This is a genomic window from Stenotrophomonas sp. Steno-Z10-BAI, from assembly GCF_056393115.1.
This window is the reverse complement of the sequence record NZ_JBWJOZ010000009.1, coordinates 63,545-82,122: the sequence shown is the minus strand read 5'-3', so window position 1 is coordinate 82,122 and position 18,578 is coordinate 63,545. Positions and strand designations below refer to the sequence as shown.

At 68.3% G+C, this 18,578-nt stretch carries 16 protein-coding genes; 1 reads left to right on the top strand and 15 read right to left on the bottom strand.

Annotated elements, in window-relative coordinates:
- Positions 1-38: 38 nt before the first annotated feature.
- The 11 genes from AC06E9_RS18130 to AC06E9_RS18080 all read right to left on the bottom strand — a co-directional run bounded on the left by AC06E9_RS18130 (position 39) and on the right by AC06E9_RS18080 (position 11,132).
- A complete protein-coding gene (locus tag AC06E9_RS18130; protein WP_478056556.1) occupies positions 39-593 on the bottom strand; it encodes a hypothetical protein in 555 nt (184 codons plus the stop codon).
- 120 nt (positions 594-713) lie between these two features.
- Entirely contained in the window at positions 714-2,903 is a 2,190-nt protein-coding gene (gene uvrD / locus AC06E9_RS18125; protein ID WP_478056555.1) for a DNA helicase II, read from the bottom strand.
- A gap of 63 nt (positions 2,904-2,966) precedes the next feature.
- Positions 2,967-4,358, bottom strand: coding sequence for an FAD/NAD(P)-binding protein (locus AC06E9_RS18120; RefSeq protein ID WP_478056568.1), 1,392 nt, complete (start codon positions 4,356-4,358; stop codon positions 2,967-2,969).
- A gap of 36 nt (positions 4,359-4,394) precedes the next feature.
- Complete coding sequence (gene cls / locus AC06E9_RS18115; protein ID WP_121040927.1) at positions 4,395-5,813, bottom strand: cardiolipin synthase; 1,419 nt, start codon at positions 5,811-5,813, stop codon at positions 4,395-4,397.
- Between the two features lie 161 nt (positions 5,814-5,974).
- Positions 5,975-6,142 (bottom strand): 50S ribosomal protein L33, encoded by a 168-nt coding sequence (rpmG, locus tag AC06E9_RS18110; protein WP_172407465.1) that lies wholly within the window; start codon positions 6,140-6,142, stop codon positions 5,975-5,977.
- A gap of 10 nt (positions 6,143-6,152) precedes the next feature.
- Positions 6,153-6,389 carry a 50S ribosomal protein L28 gene (rpmB, locus tag AC06E9_RS18105; RefSeq protein ID WP_019185625.1) on the bottom strand — a complete coding sequence of 79 codons (237 nt, stop codon included), beginning with the start codon at positions 6,387-6,389 and terminating at the stop codon, positions 6,153-6,155.
- Between the two features lie 227 nt (positions 6,390-6,616).
- Positions 6,617-8,173 carry an AAA family ATPase gene (locus AC06E9_RS18100; protein WP_121040929.1) on the bottom strand — a complete coding sequence of 519 codons (1,557 nt, stop codon included), beginning with the start codon at positions 8,171-8,173 and terminating at the stop codon, positions 6,617-6,619.
- A gap of 4 nt (positions 8,174-8,177) precedes the next feature.
- On the bottom strand, positions 8,178-8,726 hold the full coding sequence (locus AC06E9_RS18095) for a hypothetical protein (RefSeq protein ID WP_282262203.1): 549 nt from the start codon (positions 8,724-8,726) through the stop codon (positions 8,178-8,180).
- Positions 8,723-8,926 carry a hypothetical protein gene (locus AC06E9_RS18090; RefSeq protein ID WP_121040933.1) on the bottom strand — a complete coding sequence of 68 codons (204 nt, stop codon included), beginning with the start codon at positions 8,924-8,926 and terminating at the stop codon, positions 8,723-8,725. Before AC06E9_RS18090 ends, AC06E9_RS18095 begins: the two co-directional genes overlap by 4 nt.
- Positions 8,923-10,650 (bottom strand): hypothetical protein, encoded by a 1,728-nt coding sequence (locus AC06E9_RS18085; RefSeq protein ID WP_121040935.1) that lies wholly within the window; start codon positions 10,648-10,650, stop codon positions 8,923-8,925. The genes AC06E9_RS18090 and AC06E9_RS18085 overlap by 4 nt, the downstream gene beginning before the upstream one ends.
- Positions 10,647-11,132: a hypothetical protein gene (locus AC06E9_RS18080; RefSeq protein ID WP_121040937.1), complete on the bottom strand. Its 486-nt coding sequence runs from the start codon at positions 11,130-11,132 to the stop codon at positions 10,647-10,649. The genes AC06E9_RS18085 and AC06E9_RS18080 overlap by 4 nt, the downstream gene beginning before the upstream one ends.
- 197 nt (positions 11,133-11,329) lie before the next feature.
- Between AC06E9_RS18080 and AC06E9_RS18075 the strand changes: the two genes are divergently transcribed.
- Positions 11,330-12,544, top strand: coding sequence for a glycosyltransferase (locus AC06E9_RS18075; protein WP_478056554.1), 1,215 nt, complete (start codon positions 11,330-11,332; stop codon positions 12,542-12,544).
- Between the two features lie 84 nt (positions 12,545-12,628).
- Here the strand turns inward: AC06E9_RS18075 and AC06E9_RS18070 are convergent, their stop codons facing one another.
- Genes AC06E9_RS18070 through AC06E9_RS18055 form a run of 4 tightly spaced genes read right to left on the bottom strand, consistent with a single transcriptional unit; the run spans position 12,629 to position 18,548 of the window.
- Entirely contained in the window at positions 12,629-15,811 is a 3,183-nt protein-coding gene (locus AC06E9_RS18070) for an efflux RND transporter permease subunit (RefSeq protein ID WP_478056553.1), read from the bottom strand.
- Positions 15,812-15,846: 35 nt separating this feature from the next.
- Positions 15,847-16,836 carry an efflux RND transporter periplasmic adaptor subunit gene (locus AC06E9_RS18065; RefSeq protein WP_121040943.1) on the bottom strand — a complete coding sequence of 330 codons (990 nt, stop codon included), beginning with the start codon at positions 16,834-16,836 and terminating at the stop codon, positions 15,847-15,849.
- The gene (locus tag AC06E9_RS18060) at positions 16,833-18,113 is read right to left on the bottom strand and encodes a TolC family protein (RefSeq protein ID WP_478056552.1); all 1,281 of its coding nucleotides are present in this window, start codon (positions 18,111-18,113) and stop codon (positions 16,833-16,835) included. The genes AC06E9_RS18065 and AC06E9_RS18060 overlap by 4 nt, the downstream gene beginning before the upstream one ends.
- A gap of 54 nt (positions 18,114-18,167) precedes the next feature.
- Complete coding sequence (locus AC06E9_RS18055; RefSeq protein ID WP_121040947.1) at positions 18,168-18,548, bottom strand: DUF2946 family protein; 381 nt, start codon at positions 18,546-18,548, stop codon at positions 18,168-18,170.
- Between the last annotated feature and the right edge of the window lie 30 nt (positions 18,549-18,578).

The window sequence follows — 18,578 nt, the reverse complement described above, 5'->3', positions numbered from 1 at the left end:
GCCTGCGCTATGCAGCAGGCCACGCGCCAGACTGCTGATCAGGCGGTACGCACCACACGCGCGCCCTGGCACAGCGGGTAGCTCGCCAGCAGATCGGCGATGCGCGCGTGCAGGGTGTCGAACGAGGCGCCATACAGATACAGCGCCGTCTCGGTCGGGCCCTGCCACCAGCTGCAGATCTCGCCGTGGCCGTCGATGCGCTCGACAATCTGTTCGAACACATAGTTCGAATCACACTGTTCGTAGACCTCATCGGGCAGGTCGGTGCCGTTGAGATACAACGCCAGGCCTTCCGTGACGCCGAACGGCTGATCGGGAGCGCCGCCGCGCTGGATCAGCGAACCCTTCGGCGCACCCAGCTGCTCCAGCAGTTCGATCACGCCAGGCAGCGAGGCCGGATCGTTCAACGCGACCTCGATATCGCCGTAGTCCACTTCGCCGTCTTCGGTCAGCGCGGTGCCACCGCCCGTGATCTCGCCCAGCTCGGCACTGCCCAGCAGCGCATCCAGCGGATCTTCGAACAGCTCATGGCGATGCTCGGGCTGGAGCTTGGCGTTCAACTTGACGGTGAGGTGCAGCGGCGAATCGGTCATGGCGGGGGCGTGCTCGAAGAGGATGGCGCCATTGTAGTGCCGGCCGCTGGCCGGCTCCCGACAACGCCGCAGCAGGCAGCTGCCGGCCAGCGGCCGGCACTACCGGATGACGAGCGCTGCTCAGAGCACCGTCAGATTGGCATACGCCATCACCAGCCACTTGCTGCCGGCCTCGATGAATTCGACCTGCACGCGGGCGTGCTGGCCGCTGCCTTCGTAGTCGGTGACCATGCCTTCGCCGAACTTGGGATGGTTGACCATCGCACCGAGCTTGAGTGGCGGTGCTTCCAGCGCGGCGTGGCCCATCACCCGGTTGGCGCCCAGCGAGGTGCCGCGCGAGACCTGCACCTTGGGGCGCACTTCGTTCACCAGCTCACGCGGGATCTCGCGCAGGAAGCGCGAGGGCACGTTGTAGTTGTCCTGGCCATGGATACGGCGCGATTCGGCGTAGCAGAGCACCAGCTTCTGGCGCGCGCGGGTGATGCCCACGTACGCCAGGCGACGTTCTTCTTCCAGCCGGCCGCTTTCTTCGAGCGAGCGCGCGCTCGGGAACAGGCCGTCTTCCATGCCGGCCAGAAACACCAGCGGGAACTCCAGGCCTTTGGCGGCATGCAGCGTCATCAGCTGCACGCCTTCTTCGCCGGCCTGGGCCTGGCCTTCGCCGGCCTCCAGCGAGGCGTAGGCGAGGAAGGCGACCAGCTCGCTCATGTCCTGGGTTTCTTCGACGTCATCTTCGCGACGCACGAAGCGCGAGGCCACCGAGACCAGTTCGTCCAGGTTGTCGGCGCGCGATTCCGAATCCAGCGCGTTGCGGCTTTCCTTGGACCAGTGCTCACGCAGGCCCGAGCGCATCAGCACGTGGTCGATGCGTTCGGCCAGGGTCATCGTGTCGGCTTCGGCCTGGAGCTGGTTGACCAGCACCAGGAAGCCGGCCAGCGCGTTGCGTGCACGTGCAGCGAGCGTATTACCCTGGGTGGTCAGCATGGTGGCCTCCCACAGCGAGATCGCGTGGGTACGGGCCAAGCGGCGCACTTCATCCAGGGTGCGGTCGCCGATACCACGCGCCGGCGTGTTGACCGCACGCTCGAAGGCGGCGTCATCGTTGCGGTTGGTCATCAACCGCAGGTACGCCAGCGCATCCTTGATTTCGGCACGTTCGAAGAAGCGCATGCCGCCGTACACGCGGTACGGCACCTGCTCGGAGAGCAGCGCTTCTTCGAAGGCACGCGACTGTGCATTGCTGCGGTAGAGCACGGCGACGTCGCCGTAGCTGCCACCATCGCGCACCCACTGGCGCGCGCGCTCGACCACGTAACGCGCCTCGTCCATCTCGTTGTAGGCCGCGTACAGATCGATGGGATCACCGTCGCCGCTGTCGGTCCACAACTCCTTGCCGATACGGTCCGGGTTGTGCGCGATCACCGCATTCGCCGCACCGAGGATGTTGGCGGTGGAACGGTAGTTCTGCTCCAGGCGGACGGTCTGCGCACCCGGGAAATCCTTCAGGAAGCGCTGGACGTTCTCGACCTTGGCGCCGCGCCAGCCGTAGATGGCCTGGTCGTCGTCGCCGACCACGAACACGTGACCGGTATCGCCAGCCAGCACGCGCACGAAGGCGTACTGGATGGCGTTGGTGTCCTGGAACTCGTCCACCAGGATTTCGCGGAAGCGCGAGCGGTAGTGCGCCAACAGCGCCGGGTTGTCGCGCAGCAGTTCATGCGCGCGCAGCAGCAGCTCGGCGAAATCGACCAGACCGGCGCGGTCGCAGCGCTCCTGATAGGCGATATACGCCTGGCGCATGGTTTCCAGCCACGCGTCATGCGGCTCGGGCTGGATATGCTGCGGGCGACGGCCCTCGTCCTTCTGCTCGTTGATCCACCAGGCGATCTGCTTCGGCGGGAACTTGCCGTCATCGATCTCCAGCTGCTGGACCACGCGCTTGACCAGCCGCAGCTGGTCGTCCGAATCCATCACCTGGAAGCTGTCGGGCAGCTTGGCGTCCTGGAAATGCAGGCGCAGCAGGCGATGAGCCAGGCCGTGGAAGGTGCCGATCCAGGCACCTCGGCTGCCCTGCGACAGCTGCAGGTCGATGCGGTGACGCATCTCGCCGGCGGCCTTGTTGGTGAAGGTCACCGCAAAAATGCCATGGGTCGGCACGCCGCAGACTTCATTGAGCCAGGCGATGCGGTGGATAAGCACGCGGGTCTTGCCGGAACCGGCACCGGCAAGCACCAGATGGTGGCCGGGCGGGGCGGACACAGCTTCGCGCTGGGCGGGGTTCAACCCGTCGAGCAAGTGGGAAACATCCATGTCCCCATTTTACCCTCGGGCGGGGCGCTCCGGGCCGTTACCCGGCGCCCGGATCGAACGGGTTCAGCCGCGTGCGGCCTGTTCGGCCTGCACGCGCAGTTCCGGAATCGCCAGGCTCTCCCACAGGGTGCCGATGCGCAGGCTGCCGATCACCCGGATCGCGGGCTGCGGCTGGCCATGGCCATCGATCAGGGCACCGTCGTCCACCGTGGTCTCCAGCCCAAGGCCGTGCGGGCCCGGGCGGGCATGCCCGTCCGCCAGCAGCTGCTGGATCAGCGGATTGCGCATGGACAGCGCGCGGGTCTCCACCCCGGTGGCGTTGATCACCGCGCCAACGGTCAGGGGCGGCAGGCCACCGTCCGGGCTGCGGCCGTGCAGCTGCAACCCACTTTCCTGCACCAGCAGCGTATCCAGCCGGGCCCGGTGGCGCTGCAGCTGGCCGCTGCGCTCCAGTTCGCTGACCTGGGCATGCACCGATTCGGCGATGCGGTGGCGGTGCACGTCCCAATAGCGCACCACGTGACGCAGGAAACGGCGCTGGTCGGCCTCGCCCAGGCTCAGCCACAACGCCTGGCCCATCGGCCGGATGCGGTCCATCACGCTCTGCCAGGGGATTCCCTGTGCCACGGCGGCATCGGCCTGCGCGCGCAGCTCCCGCACGCGCTGGCGCAGCGACATCGGCAGCAGCGGCTGCGGATCGAAGGTGACCGCCGCGCCGTGGGCGTGTGGCAACGGCAGCAGCGCATGGCGCGACAGCACGTAGATGCGCCCGCGGTGACCGGCGGCGGCCAGGGCGACCACACTGTCGGCCATGCTCAGGCCCGAGCCGACGATGGCCAGGTCGTCGTCGCCGGCCAGCACACGCACGCCGTCGTAGTCCCAGGCCTCCACCGCCTGCGCGGGCGGCAGTGCGTCGGCACCGGGTACCGGCAGCGGACGCATGCTGTTGCCACAGGCCAACACCACGCGCTGCGCGCGCCACGTCACGTCATCGTCGAGCCGCAGCTGTACGCCGTGGCCGGTCGGCTCCAGCCCGAACACCGGCTGCTCGACCACCTCCAGCGCCGCCACGCTGCGCTCGCACGCCTGTTCCAGGCGCTCACGCAGGTAAGCGGCGAAATGGCGGCGCGGCACGAACTGGTCCGCCAGCACCTCGCGCGGTACCTCGGCAATCGCCTGGCTGTCGATCAGGTAATCCAGGAAATCCGCAGGCTGATCGGGCAGCCCGCTCATCTTGCCGGCCGGCACGTTGAGCAGGTGCTCAGGCCAAGGCGTGGCGTAGGCGATGCCTTCGGCCAGCGCCGAAGCCGGCTCGAACAGCACGATGCGTGACGGTCGCGCAGCATGGCGCAGGGCCTGCAGCGCGACGAGGACGCCGGCAGCGCCGCCGCCGACGATGGCCAGATCACACTGGCGGTGGGTATCGGACGCAGTCATGCATCGATTGTAGGCGATGCGCGTGGACCGGCTGTCCACGTGCGTCACAGCGGGCTACATCAACGCATCGGCCAGCCGTGCGATGCCTTCGCGGCTGCGCTTCCACGCCGGCCGCTGGCGCCACGTCGCCAGATCGAGCGGACGGGACTGTTCCAGATAGTCCGCTTCGATCTGCGCCAGCTGGCGCACCATGCCGGCGTCGTAACAGAGCATGCCGATCTCGGCATTGAGCGCGAACGAGCGGATGTCCAGGTTGATCGAGCCGACCAGGGCGATGTCTTCATCGACGGTCAGGTGCTTGGCATGCAGGAAGTGAGGCTCGTACAGCGCGATGCGCACGCCGCTGCGCAGCAGCTCATCGTAGTAGGCCTCCTGCGCCCAGGAGGTCAACCGCTGGTTGGTACTGGCCGAGAGGATCAGCTGCACCTGCACGCCGGACAGCGCCGCGATGCGCAGCGCACTCAGGGTCGCCTCATCCGGCACGAAGTACGGCGTGACCAGCACGATGCGCCGGCGCGCCAGATGGATCAGCGCGTTCACCGCATCGCGCGCGTTGCTGAAGGGGTACGCCGGGCCACTGGGCAGCAGTTGGGTCGGCACATCGGCCGAACATACCGGCACCGCGGTGAGCACATCCAGGCGCTGCCCGGTTTCCATGTACCAGTCGCTGGCGAACACCGCTTCCAGGTGCGCCACCACCGGCCCGCGCACGCGCGCGACCAGCTCCTTGTTCGGGAACCCGGCGACAAACTGCGCGCGCGCCAGGTTCTGTGAGCCGATGTAGCCGACGCGGTTGTCGATCACCGCGATCTTGCGGTGGTTGCGCAGGTCCATGCGGCCACTGCGGCGCCAGCGCAGCCCACCGGGCAGCATCGCGCGCACATCTACGCCGAGGGCCTGGAGACGGTGGCGGTAGTGGCGCAGCCCACGCTTGGCCCCCACTGCATCCAGCAGCACGCGGCAGTGCACCCCGCGTGCGGCGGCCCGCTGCAGCGCCTGCACGATGGCCTCGCCGACGGCATCGTCGAACATCAGGTAGTACAGCAGGTGCACACGCTCGCGTGCCTGGTCGATGTCTTCGATCAGGGCCTGCAGCGAGGCGTCGTAATCATTGAGCAGATCCACCGCGTTGCCGTGGATGGGCATGAAATCGCCTTGGCGCTCGATCAGCGGCACGATCTCGGCGGTGGCCGTCTCCGGTGGGGGCGTCCAGCGCAGCGGCGGCTGCAGGGCCTGCTCCTCGCGGATCACCTGGGAGGCCTCGGCCTGGCGCTGCACGCGCTGGCGCGACAGCCACGGGTGGCCGAACAGCAGATACAGCGGCAGCCCGAGCAGCGGCACGAAGCCGACCAGCAGCAACCAGCTGCGCGCGGCACCGGGCGTGGTGCGGCTGGGAATCCACAACAGCGCGGCCAGCCGGATCAGCCAATCCAGCATCAACAACCACGAACCCAGCAGCCACTCGAACAGCATCGCGTCGCCCGTCGGGAGGGGAACCGCATTCTGCCATGGGCGGCTGTGCCGCCGGGGTGACCGGTGCAGCCGCTGCGGCCCGGCACCGTGCAGCGCCGGGGCAACAAAAAACCCGCCACGAGGGCGGGTTTTTCGTCGGGAAGCTCAAGAACCCTTGCGGATTACTTGATCTTGCCTTCCTTGTACAGGACGTGCTTGCGCACGACCGGATCGTACTTCAGGAATTCCATCTTCCCGGGGGTGTTCTTCTTGTTCTTGTCCGTCGTGTAGAAGTGGCCAGTGTTGGCCGTCGAAATCAGACGGATCTTATCGCGCTTGCCTGCCATGATCGTTTACTCCTCAGACCTTTTCGCCGCGCGAACGCAGCTCAGCCAGAACGGAGTCGATACCGTTCTTGTCGATGGTGCGCAGGGCATGCGCGGAAACACGAAGCTTGACCCAGCGGTTTTCGCTGGCAACCCAGAAGCGGCGCTCGTGCAGGTTGGGCAGGAAACGACGACGGGTCTTGTTGTTGGCGTGCGAGACGTTGTTACCCGTCTGCACTCGCTTGCCGGAAACTTGGCATACGCGGGACATTGCGCACCTCGATAAAAGTAGTTGTCAGCCCATAGCCCGGGCGACGGCGGCCTCGGCGGTTTCCCGCCACACGTCATGAGAATCAAAGGGTTACGCTGTCGAGGGCGGGCCGGATGACGTGTTCCCGGCCGCCGATCCAAAGGTTTTTGGACACAGCGAGCCGCGCATTATGCCCGCTTGGCCCTGATGGCGCAACCGAGGCCGGCAGGGCCTGCCGGCCCGGTCGCTCATGCCAGAACGGCGCGGCGCGGCCGCCCGGCGGCCGGGGTGCTGGCCGCGATCGGCTCGCCCGAGGCCGGCACCGCCCGTTCACGGCCCCAGGCGCGGATGTTCTCGATCTGCTCCGGTGCGGTCCGCGACAACGGCACCACGTTCTGGAAACTGCGCCGGAACAGCGCATCGGTGACCACGGCATCGCCCTTCAGGTAGGCCTCTTTCACCACCTCACGCACCGCCGATTCCAGGTCCGAACCGGCAAAGCCCTCGGACAGTTCGACCAGCTCGTCGAGCAGCGCCGGCGCCAGTTCGCGCTGCTGCAGGCCCCGGCGGGCGTAGATGCCGATGATGTCGCGGCGTTCCGGCGCGGTCGGCAGGTCGACGAAGAAGAGCTCGTCGAACCGGCCCCGGCGCAGCAGCTCCGGGGGCAGCTTGGACACATCGTTGGCGGTTGCCACCACGAACACACGAGTACGGGCTTCCTGCAGCCAGTACAGGAACTGGCCGACCAGACGGGTCGAGGTGCCGCCGTCGCCGCCCCCGGTGGCACCGGCCAGGCCCTTTTCGATCTCGTCGATCCACAGCACGCAGGGCGCCACGTGATCCGCCGTGGCAAGCGCTTCCTTGAGGCGGCCTTCGCTCTGGCCCAGGTACTGGCCGTGGATGGTGGACAGGTCCAGGCGGTACAGCGGCAACTGCCAGTCCTGGGCAATGGCCTTGGCCGACAGCGATTTGCCGCAGCCCGGTACGCCGACCAGCAGCACGCCTCGCGGCGGACGGATGCCGCGCTCGCGCAGATCAGCGGTCAGCAACGGCCGTTCGCGTGCCAGCCAGCTCTTGAGGCCACCCAGGCCACCCACACTCAGATCGCCCCCGCGCACCGGCACGCGCTCGATGCCGGAAATGTCGGCGAAGATGCGGTCCTTGGCGTGCATCAACTCGACCAGATCATTCTTGTCGATACGCCCGTTGACCAGCAGCGTGGCGATGATGTTCTCCGCCTCCAACCGCGAGATGCCGGCCAGGATGGCCGCCGCCTGGCGGATGTCGGCGTCGTCCCACTCGATCTGGAACTGGCTGCGGTACGGATCGATCTGTTCGTGAATGATCGCCGCCATCTCGTCTTCGGTGGGCGGCGACAGCACCAGCGACATCCCCAGGCGCTGCAGCTGGCCGAACACCGGTTTGCTGGTGACCACGACCAGCGAGCCGCCGTGGTCGGCCGCCAGCATCGCCACATCGATCAGTTGCCGCGCCGAGGGCGTGTCGTCCTCCAGGTCGGACACTTCGGTCAACACGAAACTGAGGTTCTGCCGCTGCGCCATCTGCTGGCTGGCGAAGTCGACCGCGCCGATGACCGAGCGGTCTTCGTTGACGATCCGCCCTGTCGCCAGCTCGCGCGTTCCCTGCGAGAGCGTGTGTACGTAGAACGGCGCACTCAGCGCACCGGCCACATCACGCAGGATATCCAGCACCCGCGCGCGTTCGGTGCTGCGGATGGAGATGAAGGGCACGCGCGCTTTCAGGTAGCGGGTCAGCGTGGCATGGAACTCGCGGGTATCGCTCATGGATTCAGATCATCAAGGTTCGCCGGCGGCCCGCTACAGCGGGGCCATCGGCAGGTGAAGCAGACGGGAGTGGCGGCGGCGCGGCAGCATCCAGCGCGGCTGGCCGGTAGTGGCACAGGCTGTTGTAGCGCACCGCGCGCAGGGTGCGGTCGCAGCGCAGCGTGCGTGCGTTGGCTTCCAGGTCGGCCTGCATCCTGGCGGTGATGCGGACCAGTTCATCGCGCAGGAACGCGCGCAGCGATTCAGGCAGCGTCGCCAGCGAGGCCAGCTGATGCAGCACGCTGAAATGCCGACGCGCGTCCAGCAGCGCGCGCACCAGGGTCACTTCATCGGCCCGAGCCCCCAGATCGCGCTGCAGACGAGCGCTGCACTGCTTCAGCCGCAGGTCGAGCAGCGTGGTCACCCGGTCGGTGAACAACTGCGCCACGCCGGGCGTCCAGTCCAGCCGCCCGGCTGCCATGGCCGCGAGCGCCTCGGCTTCGCGCCCCCCTTCGCTGAACGCATCCAGGACCTGGCTCCATTCGGCATAGGTCCGCGGAACCGGCAGTGTCATCCGTGCGAGGCGCGTTTGCGGCGTACGAAACCGGTCTTCGGCAGCAGGTCCCAGCCAGGCAGGGCGCCGGCGAGCGCATCCGGGGCGGCAACGGTGATTGGCGGCGCGGCCACCGCGGCGTTGTTCAGCGGCGGTGGAAGGGCGTCCTGGGCGGGCAGCGGCGGCGGCACGGCGGAAGCATCGAGCAGGGAACGGGTCATGGTCGGGCCTCAGCGGTGGCGGCAAGAATGCGGCGGGTAGTGTCATGACCGCCAAGGGTGAACTGCTCGGGCGTGATCGACTCCAGCAACGCGGTCAACTCGGCAGACTGGGCATCGCGCGCGGCGAGATCACGCCGCACTTCCACGACTTCGGCCATGCAGGCCTTGAGCGCGTTCTGCAGTTGCTCACGCTGGCGCGCGAAGTCGGCACGGACCGTTTCGCGGGTCTTTTCCAGATTCTTGTAGGCCATCCCGACCCAGAGCAGCATCAGCGCGGCGATCACCATGCCGATGACGTTGCCAATGGTCATCACCAGCAGCAGGACACCCAGCACCAGGACAGCCCAATGCTGGAAGCGCAGCTTCACGCCGGCCAGCGCCTGGGCCAGCCCGGTGTCAACGTGCGCATTGAGCGAGGTCTCCAATTCAACCTGGTTGCTGCCATCGCGGGTGCTGCCCTGCCAGGCATCCAGCGTGACCTCCACCTCGGTCGGGATCGCCTGGCGGATGCTGGCAGTGAGATCCTGGTGCGCTTCCAGAATCCAGCTGCGCGACTGGGCGGTGGCAAAGCGCTGGGTGGCGCGCGAGGCCTGCGAGGTTTCCGGATGCATCGCAGCGTTGGTGAGCAACTGGGTGAAGCTGATGCGGTGCTCCAGTGCCGGGTCCTGCAGCTGGAAGCGACGGTCGGCCACGGGGCGGTCACCGTTCTCATCGATGATCAGCTTGCACAGGGCCTCATCGCGCCGCAGCGGCAGCTCTTCGGCATCGAAGTGCGAGACCAGCTTGGTCAGCAGCGCATCCACATCCGCCGCCAGCCCGGCCGTGGCACGTACATCGCCGCTGAACACACTCTGGAAATGCCGGGTGACGGCCGCGTGGGTCGCCGTGGCATTGAGCGAGTCCTGCAGGGCCGGCCAGGTCGGGCTGAAGCGCTGCAGGTGCGGGTAGCGGGCGCTGTCGTCGCCATTGGGGGTCTTGGAGCGCAGCGCGTCGATCCACTGGCTGCGCTGGGCCTCCACGAAGCCGGCCCGCTGGGCCAGTTCTTCGATCCATTCATTGGTGCGGGCCACACAGATGCGGGCGGTCTCCACGCCGAACACACCGCCGGCGATCGCGTCGATCAGCACCACGGTCTGGCGGTCCAGTTCCACCGGGTTCTGCATGCCCAGATAACGGTCCATCCACTGCTGGGCGGCCGACAGGCGACCCGCGCGGCGGCTGACGAGAGAGAACAGCAGGCTGGTTTTCTCGTCATCGCGACGGATGGCCTCGGCCAGCGCACGCTGCGCCAGATCCTGCTGGTCATTGAGCCACGCGGCCAGCGCCACCAGTGCCGGGGCCAGCCAGTAGCCGGGCGCCGCCAGCATGAGGTTCTCACTGGCGGCACGGATGGTGTCCTGCCGGACCAGGCTGATGTCGGCCGCCTGCAGGATGCCGGTGGTCTGGCGGCGGACCTCGGCGTAGTGGCCGAACCGGTTTTCCAGCTCCTGGCGGATCTTCACCTGCCGGGTTTCGGCCAGCGACAGTTCCTTGGCTTTCAGGTCCGCCGCGACGAAATCCATGAACGCCTTTTCCAGGCGCGCCAGTTCGCTGCGGGTGGCACCCACATCGCTCTGGATCGCGTGGGCCTGGGTATGCAAAGCGTCCAGATCCTGCCCCAGCGAGCGCAGGCTGCTGTTGATGGCGGACAGGTCCGCCATATGGATGATGCGTTGTGTGCTCATGTCGTTCCTTCGATGACGGCGGTCTGGCCGGAGTCGCTGACGGTGACCATCCGGTTCGCGTACACCTCGATGAAGGCGTAGGACGGATGCAGGGCCAGCGCGCGTGCCCGTTCGAGCGTTAGCGGCAGGGTGTGGCCGATCTTGAAGTGCTCGATGATCTGCCCGGTCATGTCCAGTGTATGGACCTCATAGGGATGACCCAGCATGCAACGGCTGACGATGCCGAGCAGGCGATCCTCCAGGGCGATCTCGCCGAGCTCCGCGGCGACCAGCTGCTTCAGCGCCGCCAATGCGTCGCGATCGTGCACGTGACCGCCGACATCGACCCTGGTCATGGCCTGCACGTACGCGGGCGATCGCTTCTGCCGGAGGCGGCTGTCGAGCGAGGCCGCACCCAGCGTGGTGGTGCGTGCCTGAGAGCGCGTGGCGACAGACAGGCCCGCGGTAGCGGCCTCCTTGCCAAACAACAGATTGCGAGCCATTCCCTGCTTCCTGCGACACCGCGAGCGCGGTCGTTCCGAGGCGGAAAGTAGCAGAGATGCCGTGCCGTTCCAATGCGATGCGCGCGTGAACGATGCGGTCGTCACCGGTGCCTGCGCTAGGCTGGGCACCTGAGAAGGACAGCCCGCATGAAGATCCCCGCAATGACCTGGCATGCCGTCTTCCCGAAGCACCGCCCATGAAGCTGCTCGCCCTGACCTACGGCACCGAAGGCGACACCCGCCCGCTGGTGATGCTCTGCCATGGATTGATCGCCGCGGGCCATGAGGTGCTGCTGCTGGCCGAGCGCGGCACGCTGGGCAGCGCGCGCGAGCTGGGCGTCCCGCATGCCGCGCTGGAGGGCGACATCCATGACGAGGTGGTGGCGCTGGTCTCGCGCGGTAACGCCCGTCTCGCCGCCTCGCGGGGTCTGGCGCGGATGGCGCAACGGCACGTGCCCGGCTGGATGCGTCAGGCCGATGCCGCTGCCGCCGGATGCGATGCCGTGCTGACCGGCGGGCTGGCCGCTTTCGTCGGCCTGACCGTGGCCGAGCACCACGGGCTGCCGGTGATCGGCACCGGGATGATCCCGCTGACCCCAACGGCCAGCTTCCCCTCCCCGTTCCTGCCCCGGCTGCGCTTGCCGGGGGGGCTCAACCGGCTGAGCTACACCCTGGTCAACCACGCGGTGTGGCGTACCTTCCGCCGCCCGATCAACGCGGCCCGCAAGGCACTGGGGATGCCGAGGCGCGCCTCCCCCTGGCGGGATCTGCCGATGCTGTACGGCATCTCGCCCAGGCTGCTGCCACCGCCGCCGGACTGGCCGGACAACCACCAGATCTGCGGCCAGTGGCGCGCACCCGAGCGTGGCTGGAAGCCGCCGCCGGATCTGCAGGCCTTCCTGGACGCCGGCCCCGCCCCGGTCTACCTCGGCTTCGGCAGCATGACCGGCTTTGATCGCGACCAGGTGCTACCCGCGCTGCTGGCGGCCTTGGCGCCGCGGCGGGTGCTGTTGTTCCCCGGCTGGGCCGGGCTGCCCAGTGCTCCCCTGCCGCCCAACGTGTTCGTGATCGGGCCGACCCCGCACGAGGCGTTGTTCCCGCGCTGCGCGCTGATCATCCATCACGGCGGCAGCGGCACCACGCATTCGGCCTGCCGTGCCGGTGCGCCCTCGCTGGTGATGCCGTTCGCCGCCGACCAGTTCTTCTGGGCAGATCGGCTGCACGTGCTGGGCGTGGCACCGGCAGCACTGTCGCCGAAGCGGTTGAACGCCGCCCGGCTGGCCAGTGCCATTGCCGTTGCCGAGCGGGCCGACACGCGCTCGCGTGCCGTCGCGCTTGGCCGGGCGATGACGGTCGAAGACGGCGTGGCCGCTGGCGTCGCGGCGATCGAGGCGTATCTGTCACCTCGATGACCGCGACCATGGCGTGCACGGCGGATGGCGTGCCGCCTGCGGGTTCACCCGACCAACGGTCGGGCAGCGCCCGACGACCCCGTGCTACCCAGCGACCGGTGCGGCGGCGTCCTTCCGGTGCAGCCACCGGTACAGCACCGGCAGCACCAGCAGGGTCAGCAACGTCGACGAGACGATGCCGCCGATCACCACGGTGGCCAGCGGACGCTGCACCTCTGAGCCCGCGCCGACGTTGAAGGCCATCGGCACGAAGCCGAGCGAGGCCACCAGCGCGGTCATCAGCACCGGGCGCAGCCGGCCCAGGGCACCGTCGCGCACCGCCTGCGGCAACGGCATGCCGTGCTCGCGCAGGCTGCGCACGAAGCTGATCATCACCAGACCGTTGAGCACCGCCACACCGGACAGCGCGATGAAGCCCACGCCGGCCGAGATCGACAGCGGAATGCCCCGCAGGGCCAGCGCGAGCACGCCGCCGGTGAGCGCCAGCGGCACGCCACTGAACACGATGGCCGCATCCTTGACCGAGCCGAACGCCCAGAACAGCAGTGCGAAGATGATCGCCAGCGTCACCGGCACCACGATCGACAGGCGCTGGCTGGCCGAGATCAGCTGCTCGAAGCTGCCGCCGTACTCGATCCAGTAGCCGTTGGGCACCTGCACATCGCGCCCGATCGTCTGCTGCAGCTCGCCGACGAACCCGCCGAGGTCGCGGTCGCGCACGTTGGCGGTGACCACGATCCGGCGCTTGCCGTTCTCACGGTTGATCTGGTTCGGCCCTTCGCTGTTGCTCAAGGTCGCCAGCTCACGCAACGGCACCGTGCGTGCGCTGCCACTGGTCCAGCTGCCTGCTCTGCTGGATTCATCGGCCGCATCCGCAAGCGCGGGTTCCAGCGACACCGGCAGGTCCGCCAGTGCGGCCGGATCCTGGCGCAGTGCTTCAGGCAGGCGTACCACGATGTCGAAACGACGGTCGCCTTCGAACAACTGCCCTGCCACCTGGCCGCCCACCGCGGTGGCCACAGTCGACTGCACCTGGCCCGGGTTCAAGCCATACCCGGCCAACGCGGTGCGGTTGGGGGTGACGGTCAGCAGCGGCAGGCCGCTGGTTTCCTCCACCCGCACGTCGGCCGCGCCCGGCACCGTGCCGACCACCGCCGCGATCCGCTTGCCGACCGACAGCAGCGTGTCCAGATCGTCGCCGAACAGCATCACCGCCACGTCGGCACGCACGCCGGAGATCAACTCGTTGGTGCGCATCTGGATCGGCTGGGTGAACTCGTAGTTGTTGCCGGGGAGCTGCTCGACCGCCTCCTCCAGCTCGGCCAGCAGTGCCGCACGCGATTTGCGTGGATCCGGCCAGGCCTTGCGCGGTTTCATCATGATGAAGGTATCAGCGACCGATGGCGGCATCGGGTCGGAGGCGACCTCCGGCGTGCCGATCTTGGAGAACACCTTGTCCACCTCGGCGAACTGCACCAGCCGGTTCTCGATCTGTTTCTGCATCTCGATGGACTGGGTCAGGCTGGTCCCGGGGATGCGCATGGCGTGCATGGCGACATCGCCTTCGTCCAGGTTCGGCACGAACTCACTGCCCAGCCGCGTGGCCAGCAGTCCACAACCGATCACCAGCACCAGCGCACCGGCGACCATCCAGCGGCCGCGCCGCAGGGCAAAGGCCAGCATCGGTTCATAGCGCCGGCGCACCCAGGCCATCAGGCGGTTTTCCTTCTCCTGCACGCGGCCGCCGAGGAACAGCGCGATCGCGGCGGGTACGAAGGTCAGTGCCAGCACCATCGCACCGGTCAGGGCCAGCACCACGGTGATCGCCATCGGGTGGAACATTTTTCCTTCCACGCCGGTGAGCGCGAAGATCGGCAGGTACACCGCGGTGATGATGCCCAGCCCGAACAGGCTCGGGCGGATCACCTCCGCGGTGGCGCTGGCGGTTTCGGCGAAGCGTTCATCGCGGGTCATGTCGCGGCCGAGCGCGTGCTGGCGTTCGCCGAAGCGGCGCAGGCAGTTCTCGATGATGATCACCGCCCCGTCGACGATCAGGCCGAAATCCAGCGCCCCCAGGCTCATCAGGTTGGCCGAGACGCCGCCACGGGCCATGCCGGTCAGCGTGAACAGCATCGCCAGCGGAATCACCGCGGCCGTGATCAACGCCGCGCGGAAATTGCCGAGCAGCAGGAACAGCACCACGATCACCAGCAAGGCGCCTTCGATCAGGTTCTTTGCGACCGTTGCGATGGTGCGGTCGACCAGCGCGGTGCGGTCATAGCTGGCGGTGACGGTGACGCCCTCCGGCAGGCTGGCCTGTGCCTGCTGCAGACGCGCCGCCGCGGCCTGGGCGACGTCGCGGCTGTTGGCCCCGATCAGCATCACCACGGTGCCCATCACCACTTCATGGCCGTTCTGGGTGGCCGCACCACTGCGCAGCTCCGGTCCGTCCTGCACCTGGGCGACGTCGTGCACGTGGATCGGCACGCCTTCGCGGCGGGCCAGCACGATGTTGCCGATCTCCTCCAGGTTGGCGACCTGGCCGGGAATGCGCACCAGGAACTGCTGGCCGTTGCGTTCGATGTAGCCGGCGCCGACGTTCTGGTTGTTGGTCTCCACCGCCTGCGCCACGTCCTCCAACGTGAAGCCCAGCGCGCGCAGCCGCGCCGGATCCGGGGTGATGTGCACCTGGCGCTGGAAGCCACCGATGGTGTTGACCTCGGTCACGCCGGGCACGTTGCGCAGCTGCGGCCGGATCACCCAATCCTGCAGGGTGCGCAGGTCGGTGGCGGTGTACGCCGTGCCATCGGCCTTGCGTGCCTTGGGATCGGCATCGATGGTGTACATGAAGATCTCGCCGAGGCCGGTCGAGATCGGTCCCAGCTGCGGATCCAGGCCCTCGGGAATCTGCGATTTGACCTGCTGCAGGCGTTCGGCGACCTGCTGGCGGGCGAAGTAGATGTCGGTGCCGTCCTTGAAGACCACGGTCACCTGCGAGAGCCCGTAGCGCGACAGCGAGCGTGCCTGCTCCATCGCCGGCAGGCCGGCCATCACCGTCTCCACCGGGTAGGTGATGCGCTGTTCGGTTTCCAGCGGCGAGTAGCCGGGGGCCGCAGTATTGATCTGCACCTGGACGTTGGTGATGTCCGGGGTGGCGTCAATCGGCAGCTGGGTGAAACTCCAGCTGCCGATGACGATCAGCACCAGGGTCAGGGCCATCATCAACCAGCGATGGGCGATGGCGGCGCGGATGATGCGCTCAAGCATGGTGGCGCCCTCCGGATGCGGGGCGCGGCAGCACGTCAATGTTCATGCGATGCCCCTGCCTTGCCGATGTCGGCCTTGACCACGTAGCTCTGCTCGACCACGACGTCTTCGCCGACGGTCAGGCCGCTGAGTACTTCGACCCTGCCCGCATCGCGCGCACCCAGGGTCACCGCACGCGCGGTGTAGGTATCTCCTTCGCGCACGAACACCACGTCCTTGCCATCCATCGTCTGCAACGCGCTCAGCGGCACCACCTGTGCGGCCGGCGTGGTGGCCACCACGATGCGCGCCTTGACCGCGGCACCGGGCCGCCATTGGCCGTCATCGTTGCGCAGCGTGGCGCGGGCGACCGTGCTCTGGCTGGCGGTGGCGGTGCCGGGCAGCACGCGTTCCAGCGTGGTGGCCTGGCTCACGCCGTCGGTCATGCGTGACACAGTGACCGGCACGCCGGCGGTGATGTGCTGGGTGTCGTTGCCGAAGATATGCAGGTCCACCCACAGCGTGGACAGATCGCCGACCTCGAACAACGGCGTGCCCTCGCCCGCCACTCCACCCACCTGCGCTTGGCGCGCGAGCACCACGCCACCGATCGGTGCGGTCACGGTGTAGGTGGTCAGGCTCAGGTTGCTCTCGATGCTGGCCAGCACCTGACCGGCGCGCACGCGGTCGCCGACATTGGCGCGTAGCGAACGGATCGGACCGGGGAAGCGCGCCATCACCTGCGCGACGCGGCCATCGACCGGGGTCAGCAGGCCCTGCACGTCGTGCTCGTCGGCAATGGTGCCGGCGACGACAGGTGCCACGCGGATGCCCGCCTGCTCGGCCATGGCCGCGGTGATGGTGGTGCTTTCCGGTGCATCGTGATCGTCATGATCATCGTCATGCCCGGCCTCGCCATGGCCGGCGTCCGTCGCGGCCGCCTCGGCCGGCGCCGCAGCGGGGTCACTGCTGCCGCAGCCGGTGAGCGCCATCAGCGCGATCAACAGGCTGGCGGCCAGCGCGGTACGGGTCTGGAAAAGGGTCATCGGCGGTCCTCCGGGGACACGGTGTCGGTTGCGGCGACCATGCTCTGGCCGGTCAGGCGCTGGAGTTCGATCAGGGCGGTCTGTGCGGCGATGGCCGCCTCACGCTGGCGCTGGCGTGCGTCGATCCGCATCGCCTGCAGCTGCGCCCATTCCATGTAACTGATCGCGCCGGCACGCCAGGCCTTCTCGGCAGCGTTCTCGGCACGCTGCAGCTGCGGCAGCACGTCGCGCGCCATGCGGGTGACTTCCAGCCGCGAGGTCAGGTAGCGGCCGTGCGCTTCGGCGAGGGTGGCGTACAGCTGCAGCGCGCGCGCGTCGCGCTCGACGCTGTTGAGTGCCAGTTCGGCCTCGGCCGCGCGGATCTCCGGGTCGGCACGGCGCACGCTGCCCAGCGGCAGGCTGAAACCGGCCACCAGGGAGGTGTCGCGGGTATCGCGGCTGTTGCGCACGCCCACCTGCCAGCTGACATCGGGCCGTGCCTGGGTGCGGGCCAGCTGCACCTGCGCTTCGCGGATGCGGCGCTCACCGGCCAGCACCGCCAGTTCCGGGGTGCGCTGCAGTTCCTCGGCGAGCACGGCGAAGTCCTGCAGCGCGGGCAGCTGCATCGGATCGCCGGTGACCACGTCGAAACCGGGCTCGCGCTGGCGCCACAACGCCGACAGCGACGCACGTGCGGACTGATCCATCTGCTGGGCGCGATCGCGGTCCAGTTCGGCCTGGGCCAACATCGCCTGCGCGGTCAGCAGCACCGATTCGGGCGAGGCGCCGGCCTGCAGGCGCAGCCGCGCGGCGGCGACGGCGCGCCTGCGCTGCTCGATATCGGTCTCGGCAATGCGCAGCTGCTGGCGCGCGTCGGTCACTGCCAGGTAGCGGCGGGCGACCTCGGCCATCAGGTCCAGGCGCGCGGTTTCGCGCTGCGGGGCCAGGCTGTCCAGGTTGGCCTGGGCCACGGCGCGGCGGGCATCCAGCTTGCCACCGCGTTCCAGCACGCCGGCCAGGGTGACGGTGACTTCGGCGGCATCGAAGCCGCGGGTATCACCGCTGCCGAGTGCGTTCTCCAGCTCCACGCCCACGGTCAAAGGGGGCGACAGGCCGGCCGCGTCACGGCGGGCTTCCCACACCGGGCGCTGGGCCTGCGCCAGGCGCAGGTCGGGGTGGTACTGGGCGACGCGCGCGATGGCGTCGTCGAGGGTCAACGGTGCAGCAGGTGTCGTGCCCTGTGCGTACACGCACGGCACGAACGCAATGGCAGCCAAGGCTGCCAGACGCATCCACATGGGAGTCTCCAGAAAGCGATCAGAGGGCAAACGGCGGCGCGCGGCCGCAGGGCATCAGATCGCTATCGGAGGACGCAGCAGGTTCTCGGGCGGTTGGGTGCGCAGTTGCGCGATCAACCCGGCAGGGACCCCATGGCTGGGGGCCGCCGGCAGACTCCAGGCCATCGCGGCCATCGGCAGCACGCCGCCATGGCCATGGCAGTGGCCGCAATGCACCAGGGCATGCAGCCAGTCTTCGTTGCCGTCGTCGTCGCTGGATGCAGCGCCGGCCGTGTCATCGGCCGTGCCGTGCAGCTCGCTGCTGTCTGCGTGCACGGTCAGGTGGATATCGGCCAGGGCCGAGGCCAGCGAGCTGCCGAACACGCCCACACCGACCACCACCAGCATCAGCAGGCGGAGCAGCAGGGACGGACGCGGGCGGGCACGACGGAACATGGCCCGCAGGGTAGCCGGGCGTGAAGCCGT